This window comes from Bathymodiolus platifrons methanotrophic gill symbiont (assembly GCF_002189065.1).
Classification (GTDB): Bacteria; Pseudomonadota; Gammaproteobacteria; order Methylococcales; family Methylomonadaceae; genus Methyloprofundus.
Genome location: NZ_BDMN01000411.1, coordinates 1 through 4,804 on the forward strand (window position 1 = coordinate 1; position 4,804 = coordinate 4,804).

Consider the following 4,804-nt stretch of genomic DNA (forward strand, 5'->3'; position numbering starts at 1 on the left):
TCAATGGTGGGTAAACGAGGGTATTATTCATTATCCTAAAGCAAAATCATTGTTGATCCTTTGCGATGGTGGAGGGAGTAACAGCTCACGGCACTACATTTTTAAAGAAGATTTACAAAAGACTGCGAATGCACTTGGATTGGAAATTAGGATTGCCCACTATCCTCCTTATACCTCCAAGTATAATCCCATTGAACATCGTTTTTTTCCTCATGTGACTCGTGCTTGTGAAGGTGTTGTATTTGACTCGGTTGAAACAGTTAAAACATTGATTTCTAGAACATCAACGTCAAAAGGACTAACAACAATTGTTCACATACTCGACAAAATATACGAGACAGGACGAAAATATGCCGCTGACTTCAAAGAAATAATGCCGATTGTATTTGATACACATTTACCAAAATGGAATTACCGTGCAATTCCTCAAGAATAATTAATATCGGGAAGTTGTTTCGTGCTTATTCCTTAGGGTCATTTAGTCCAAAAATATCGTGGATGCTTTGACCTTCAAAATTCTGACCCTGCCAGCTCAACATACTGTAAGCTGTAGGATTGATGAAATCCACTTGCCCTTCACAGTCAAAGCCACAAATACCTTCACCTGCGGCTGACAACAGTAGCTCATTACGTCGTTGTAACAAAGCTAGCGTTGCTTCAGTTTGCTTGATTTTACTCACATCCTGAAAAACGACTACTGCACCGATGATCGTGCCGTTTTCCCAAATAGGGGTGCTGGTGTAATGCACCGGAAAACAGCTTCCGTCCTTTCTCCAAAAGACTTCATCTGTAATATGATGTACTTCACCGTCTTTTAACGCTGCATAAATGGGGCACTCTTTTTTTGGATAATGCTTGCCATCAACTTTGCTATGGTGATGTTTATCATGCACTGGCTTACCAATGACATCTTCTTCCGTCCACCCTGTCATGGCTATTGCAGCCGGATTAACAAAAGTTCCTTTACCTTCATGGTCCAGACCATAAACACCTTCACCAGCAGAAGTCAGAATCAGTTCATATCGCCGTAAGATTTGCTTGGTGCTTGTCATAGGAAATTAAATTTTTAAAGTTCAATCGTATTATTCCGGAATCACATTATTATCTAAGCCTGGATACCTTATCAACCTAGGTTAAATTTTAGTACTAAATAGCTTCAGTACCTTATATTTCAAGACTAGATTATATACATTTTATTCATGAAACACATATCTGGATAACTATTTAGGCACATAATCATTCAATAGTTTACCTATAAATATCCCATAATAATATGAGCCTAAGTTTCACGATTAATATAAAAAATACACAACCCAAGCGGCTCAAAGTTTCAATTATTTTTTCGGTCAACGAAATTGAGTATTAGTCTATTCAGCTCATGGCCGAAACCAACTATTCAATATAAGATTTAATTATGCGTAACAACAAAATATAGCATATTAAATCTGAGCAAATACTTCACATATCAACACACTTTCAGAGGGGCTTGCTATGCATTCAGTTTTTTCTGTAAATCAATTGCATACTGTTCAAGATCGTTAAGTAGTTGGCTATCTACATCAGGTTTTTGCTTTAATTCATTTATTTTTTGCTGATAGCTGTCAAAATCAAGAAAACCATTGTCTGCGCTATCACTTAAACGTGTCATACAAAACTGCTGCCAACGCATACTCTCTTCATTATTCAAAGTTTCAGGGTAGTTTCTAGCACGGTATCTAAATAGCATCTCACTCAGCCTTGAGTCGCCTCCCTTGAAAACAAAGTCGGCTAATTGCTCAGGTTCCAATGCATGAATCTGAGCCATCATTTGCTTATCCTGTGCAGAAAAAAAGCCGCCGCTATAAATCATTAGATCAGGATCGGGGTTTAACTCCGAATCAGACGAAAATGTATGCCCACTGAATATTTTATTGAGCCTAGCTATTAAATCACCCGATTGCTGAATTAAACTACTATGATTCTGACACTGTTCAATATCAATACCTAATCGCTCAGCATCATTCGCACGCAGTACTTTTACAGGCGCAACGATAGGACACTTATTAATATGAATAGTTTTTAAAGGAATACGCTCCACGCCTTCAGGTAAGTCTGCTTTCGGCGTAAAAATTCGTTGCTGAATTTCCTCTGCTGACAATTTGAGCATGACCTCAGGATTAACTGATAAATCATAAACTATCACTCCATTAGTATTAACCGGGTGCTGGCATATTGGCACAACTAGAGCTATATATTGTTTTTCCGCCCCATACATACCGGAAACATGAACAACAGGTATATAAGTACCTAGTTGTAATAATTGTTTTATTTGATGTTTGCCACGATTTAGTAAAAAAAACTGAAATAATTTAGGCTGTGCCTGATTAATTAACTTAGCTAATGCAATTGTCGCATAGACATCTGATAACGCATCGTGTGCCGCAGCATGTTCAATCCCGTTTTCTGCGGTCAGCTTTTCCAGACGGAAGCTAATCCTGCCTTCATTATCGGTTGGCCATTGTATGCCTTCAGGCCGAAGTGCATGCACAGTGCGTATTAAATCAATTAAGTCCCAACGTGAATTTCCTTGCTGCCATTCTCGCGCATAAGGATCATAAAAATTCCGATATAAAAGGTTACGCGTCACTTCATCATCAAAGCGTAAATTGTTATACCCTAAAGTACAAGTATTCTCCTGTGCCATTTCCTTATGAATCTGAGCAATAAATTCAGTTTCACAGACACCTTTCTCCGCTGCTTTTTGTGGTGTAATACCCGTAACACAACAGGCTTCTGGTTGCGGTAAAGTATCATCAGCAGGTCGACAATAAATCACTAACGGTTCGCCTAGAATATTAAAATCAAAGTCTGTTCTAATACCCGCGAATTGCACTGCCCTATCGCGTTGCGGATCAACGCCAAAGGTTTCATAATCATGCCAATAAAAGCTATTTTCTGTCATAAATGTCGCCAGTAATCTGTTAGTGGTTACAAAACTCCATATCTAAATAGTATGAAGTGCCTGTTTTTTAGGCGCGCAATCAGAAAATCTGATCCAGGCAGGTCAACTAAATCATTTTATCAAACCTATAAAGTACGCAATACGTACCTTATAGGAATCAGTTTTATCTTCTAACTTGAAGCTTTTTCAGCACTGCCAATATATCGATAAAGTAACGCACCGATCACTGCACCAATAATTGGTGCTACCCAGAATAGCCATAATTGACCAACAGCCCAATCACCCACATAAATTGCAACACCCGTACTACGAGCTGGATTTACAGAGGTATTAGTGACAGGAATACTGACTAGATGAATTAAAGTCAGGCAAAAACCAATCGCTATCGGTGCTAAACCTTGTGGTGCCCGTTCATCTGTAGCGCCCATAATGACAAACAAAAACATCATGGTCATCACAATTTCTGTCAATAAGGCGGCAAACAGAGAATAACCACCCGGTGAATGCTCGCCATATCCATTTGATGCAAAACCACCCACATCAAATCCTGGCTGACCTGTAGCAATTAGATACAGTACTCCTCCAGCAACAATTGCACCTAGTACTTGCGCCACAATGTATTGGAGTAGCTCATTGGCAGGAAAACGACCACCAGCCCAGAGTCCAATTGAAACAGCTGGGTTTAAGTGACATCCTGAAATATGTCCAATAGCGAAAGCCATAGTTAAAACTGTTAAACCAAATGCCAGTGCAACACCTAGGAATCCAATACCTAGCTCAGGATAACCCGCGGCTAACACTGCACTACCACAACCACCCAGCACCAGCCAGAATGTACCAACAAATTCTGCAATGTACTTTTTCATACTTTTTTCTCCATTCAATTATTATAAAGAAGCTCACCAACTCTAAACCAAATATACAGTGATAAGTAAAAATTTAGCATAGCTTTGTGAAAATACAATAAAGGCCAATACTATTTTGAGCCGATTTATAATTATTGGCGTACTTACCGGCAATATTACTATTTTTTCCATGCAGAGCATAAAGAACAGGTTTTACCTCTATGCCTATCTTTATTCAGCAAAGTAATCCACCAGGAAATCAATAAAAGTACTTATTTTAGCTGGGTAATAATTACGCTGCAGATAGGTTGCATAAACAGATAAACTTGGCAATTTATAGTCAGCTAAGATCTCAACTAATTCACCTGACTGTACATAACGCCTTACTGACAAAGCGGGCGAGCGAACTACGCCCATACCTAATGATGCTGCCTGACACAAGGCACCGCCATTATTTGATGCAAAGGTCCATTTAGGTCTAATTTCTATCCGCTCTTTGCCTTTATTAAAAACCCAGGCATCTGCATGTGGCGTATCTAGATAGTGTAGGCATTTATGCTCGGCTAAATCCTCAATAGATAAGGGCGTTCCATATTGCTGTAGGTATTCAGGCGAGGCATAAGTACATAATGAAGTCTGCGCAATTTTTCGTGCAACTACTCCCTGATCTAACTTATCAGTCACCATAATGGCAATATCAAATTTCCCGGAACGCAAATTAACAAAGGTATTATCAAGCGACATTAATATATTAACTGAAGTTTCCCAATTATTGAGTAGCTGAAATACACAATGCTGGTGTATCGAGGTTTATTTTAGGTGGTTTTGCCATGTTTATAGCAAACCCCTACTTAATTCCCCTTAGGCAATAGCATTTGAAACGAATGAAAAGACTATTTTTTTCATATAGTTGTAGCATAGTTTCAATTTTACCATAAATAATTATTGGGAAACTTCAGTCATTGATAAATAAAGTTGCTAAATACTTAGGAATAAGCACGAAACAACTTCCCGATAT

The 4,804-nt window shown here is 38.6% G+C and carries 5 protein-coding genes; 1 reads left to right on the plus strand and 4 read right to left on the minus strand.

The window, feature by feature from the left end:
* On the plus strand, nt 1-436 hold a 436-nt coding region (locus CDZ78_RS18410; RefSeq protein WP_444979218.1), incomplete at its 5' end, for an ISAzo13-like element transposase-related protein.
* A gap of 25 nt (nt 437-461) precedes the next feature.
* Here the strand turns inward: CDZ78_RS18410 and CDZ78_RS18415 are convergent.
* From CDZ78_RS18415 to CDZ78_RS18430, 4 genes are all read right to left on the minus strand, one after another.
* Complete coding sequence (locus CDZ78_RS18415) at nt 462-1,052, minus strand: PAS domain-containing protein (protein WP_087871285.1); 591 nt, start codon at nt 1,050-1,052, stop codon at nt 462-464.
* 437 nt (nt 1,053-1,489) lie between these two features.
* Complete coding sequence (sbcB, locus tag CDZ78_RS18420; RefSeq protein WP_087871286.1) at nt 1,490-2,941, minus strand: exodeoxyribonuclease I; 1,452 nt, start codon at nt 2,939-2,941, stop codon at nt 1,490-1,492.
* 170 nt (nt 2,942-3,111) lie between these two features.
* On the minus strand, nt 3,112-3,807 hold the full coding sequence (gene aqpZ / locus CDZ78_RS18425) for an aquaporin Z (RefSeq protein WP_087871287.1): 696 nt from the start codon (nt 3,805-3,807) through the stop codon (nt 3,112-3,114).
* Nucleotides 3,808-4,017: 210 nt separating this feature from the next.
* Complete coding sequence (locus CDZ78_RS18430; RefSeq protein WP_147889817.1) at nt 4,018-4,530, minus strand: substrate binding domain-containing protein; 513 nt, start codon at nt 4,528-4,530, stop codon at nt 4,018-4,020.
* Nucleotides 4,531-4,804: the final 274 nt, after the last annotated feature.